Source organism: Phormidium sp. FACHB-1136 (assembly GCF_014697375.1).
In the GTDB taxonomy this organism is placed as follows: domain Bacteria; phylum Cyanobacteriota; class Cyanobacteriia; order Phormidesmidales; family Phormidesmidaceae; genus Nodosilinea.
In genome coordinates this window covers 1-2867 of the sequence record NZ_JACJRS010000211.1, presented here as the reverse complement: position 1 = coordinate 2867, position 2867 = coordinate 1, and the positions used below count along the sequence as shown (strand labels likewise).

The following is a 2867-nucleotide window of genomic DNA, read 5'->3' as shown; positions in this document are numbered from 1 at the left end:
CCTTGCGACACAGTGATTTCAACCTAGGACTTTATGGTCAACGCTGGCGCTGTGCCATGGAAGTCTGGGCGGATCTCGCCTTTCAGTTGATGGCCCTGAAACCCCACAAGCACCTCTATTTCCAGCGTGGTCTACACGTTCTAGCCCTGATGCAGCAAGCGATCTAGCCACGTTGTCACCCGTTAAGGTTGGAGTCAGATTCCTCAGCCCTGGACATTGAGCCTCGACCGCACGAATGGGTCGTTTGGCTCGGTTCACTTCAACATCTTGATGCTGGGGATGGTCCACGAAGGGGTGGCCTTCCCGCTGTTCTGGACCATGCTAGACAAGCGGGGTAACAGCAATAGCGACGAGCGCATCGACTTACTGGAGCGCTTTGAGCGGGTGTTTCCCAACGCCCAGGTGCGATGTTTGACGGGCGACCGGGAGTTTGTGGGTAAGGACTGGTGCAGCTACCTGCTGTTGCCGAAGACCCTGCCCTTCCGCCTCCGGTTGCGGCACAGCGACCAAATCAGTTCCCGTTCTGGCAAGTCTCGTCAATCGGGAGAGCGGGTCTTTGCCAGTCTCAGGGCCGGGGAAACGAGGATCCTGTCCGGCCAACGATGGGTGTGGGGCCGACGGGTCTACGTTGTCGCCACTCGCCTGAGCGATGGTGAACTCTTGATTCTCGCCACCAACGCCGCCCCTCAGACCGCCCTCGCCGACTACCGCTTACGCTGGGGCATCGAAACCTTGTTTTCTGCCCTCAAAACCCGAGGCTTCAACCTCGAATCCACCCACTTCTGCCAGGCCGAACGCCTCAGTAAACTCGTTGCCCTCCTCTCTTTGGGCTTCTGTTGGGCCATGCTCACCGGACTCTGGCACCATCAGCACCAGCCGATTGCCATCAAAGCTCATGGCCGCAGGGCCATGAGTCTCTTCCGCTATGGCTGTGATTTCCTTCGTCGTATCTGCTGCGATCTGGCTCTATGGTCTGCCGAGTTTGACCAGGTGATTAAACTTTTGTCCCCGTACTGAGAGGCTATATATCTACCGATGTCCACATGAGTTTGTGATCTACTGATTCTGTGGTATTTTGGAGCAAGAAACTTTTCGAAGGAAGGAATTACCTAATTTATGATAGTGTCAATTGACAATTACTCGGAATTTACAAAAGAAGTTTTAAATAGTAGCTCACCCGTGTTGGTCATGTTTTGGACAACCTGGAGTGGACCTTCTAAGGCACTCATGCCCACAGTGGATCAAATATCTGAAGACTACAGCGACCAAGTGAAGGTGGTGGAGGTCTGTGGCGATAGCTGCCCCGAGAATTCGACTGTTTTCAAGGCATACGACGTCAGGAGTGTCCCCGTGTTTATGGTCTTTAAAGGAGGTGAAATCACTGGTAAGATTACCAAACCGGCGAGTCGAGACGAATTAATCCAACTCGTCGGGTTGTAAATCAACCGCAACAGTCGAAGAGATTTTTAGTGGGAACACTCAAACTGAACCACAACTCCTCCCTGCTGAAATACCTGTCTGCAACATTCCCGGTAGGCTGAAGGAGATAATGAGTATAGTTGACCTAAGCAGGTAGGTCAGCCCACCTGCTTAGGTCAACTGTGTGATCTACAGAGATGCTAAAAAAGCTTCTGTCAAGTGCTCCAACGGCTTCGTCAAACTCTCTTTTCCGTGCTTAAGCGTCTCTCCATGAGCTTGTAACGCTTGAGGTAACCAATCTCCACTTCCTGCACGTTCGAGTGACTGAGTAATTATTTCAGGAGGGCACCTCGATTAATTGAGTATCCAGGGAATTGCCATCTCAAAAAAGAACACAGTGAGACAGAAATAACCTTTCTATCGCACTGTGTCAGTCGTGATTAAAATGAATCTACTAGTGTCGTCTTATTGTCTTGATTAAAACCATTTAATTCAGAACAGGTTCTCGTATTTCCCAGAAGATGAAGCGTATAAAGTTATAGGTTAAGTTCTTCAGGCCCACGTTGACTTTAGCACGACCTAAACCGATAGACCTTAACGCCTTTCCGCCCAGTTGCATGACCCACGCACCAAAGACATGCTCAACGTGACTGCGAGTTTTAGAGCGCTCTGTATTCTTTTCCTTCTGTTCTTCACTCAACGGTCGATTGCGATAAGGGCGTTCATGAATATGACTTGTCCAGTTTAAGAAGGCCAATTCAAGGTTGAAGTGCAACACCTGCTCAAATCCGCTTGCAGCCATGGATCGGTCACTAGACCCACGAGAAGTCCTATAGCCTGCTGCGGCTGTGCTGTGCCGTGTTCCTGGTTGTGGCCATCGCCGCAAAGACTGACAGCGGCTATGAGACAGGGTGTTGCACTTCAGATTTGAATCTGCGTTTTATGGGGGTCATTCTGCCATTCTTCTGGAATCTGTCCTTGTTTTAAGTCTTCTTTCTCTCGTTTCGTCATCTTTTGCTTTGGGACGGCTATCAAGGTGGCATCCATAATCTGACCGCCCTGAGCTTGATAGCCCTGTTCATTTAGATAGTCTGAGAATTGCTCAAAGAGAGTCTCTAAGCTGATATGCATTTAAATTGCATTGATTGTGTTTCCTTTGTTTTTGATCTTGCGATCCCAGTTGATGACAAGCTGCCCTTCGTTCAACAGGTTATGAACAAGCGCTTCTAAATCCTCAATCGACTCAAATAGACGATTGGCAATGAATTCCTTTGCAGAGTGCCAAACTAACTCGATTAAATTATAGTCCGGACTGTAGGGTGGCAGAAATTCTAAAACAATGTTGGGCATCTCCTTCGCTATCTTCTCTAGAATCTCTGCCTTTTTATGAATACTTGCATTGTCTAAAATGATAAGAATCTTAGGGCCATCCTGCTCAAAGTCTTCAA

General features: G+C 49.0%; 3 protein-coding genes and 2 pseudogenes. 2 read left to right on the top strand and 3 right to left on the bottom strand.

Translation table 11 applies throughout. The features are described from left to right. A pseudogene (locus H6G62_RS28185) lies at window positions 1–167 on the top strand (IS4 family transposase); the annotation flags it as partial. A 31-nt stretch (window positions 168–198) separates the two neighbouring features. Next, a pseudogene (locus H6G62_RS26560) lies at window positions 199–1017 on the top strand (IS4 family transposase); the annotation flags it as partial. 889 nt (window positions 1018–1906) lie between these two features. Here the strand turns inward: H6G62_RS26560 and H6G62_RS28500 are convergent. The 3 genes from H6G62_RS28500 to H6G62_RS26540 form a co-directional block, all read right to left on the bottom strand. Beyond that, a complete protein-coding gene (locus tag H6G62_RS28500; protein ID WP_190500773.1) occupies window positions 1907–2221 on the bottom strand; it encodes a transposase in 315 nt (104 codons plus the stop codon). A gap of 119 nt (window positions 2222–2340) precedes the next feature. Next, the gene (locus H6G62_RS26545; RefSeq protein WP_190500772.1) at window positions 2341–2550 is read right to left on the bottom strand and encodes a hypothetical protein; all 210 of its coding nucleotides are present in this window, start codon (window positions 2548–2550) and stop codon (window positions 2341–2343) included. Then, a partial coding sequence (locus H6G62_RS26540; RefSeq protein WP_190492465.1) for a transposase occupies window positions 2551–2867 on the bottom strand: 317 nt, incomplete at its 5' end.

What these genes read in the sequence shown, in the direction of transcription:
- H6G62_RS28500 (WP_190500773.1), bottom strand. Translation starts at nt 2,221, where the DNA reads ATGGCTGCAAGCGGATTTGAGCAGGTGTTGCACTTCAACCTTGAATTG.
- H6G62_RS26545 (WP_190500772.1), bottom strand. Translation starts at nt 2,550, where the DNA reads ATGCATATCAGCTTAGAGACTCTCTTTGAGCAATTCTCAGACTATCTA.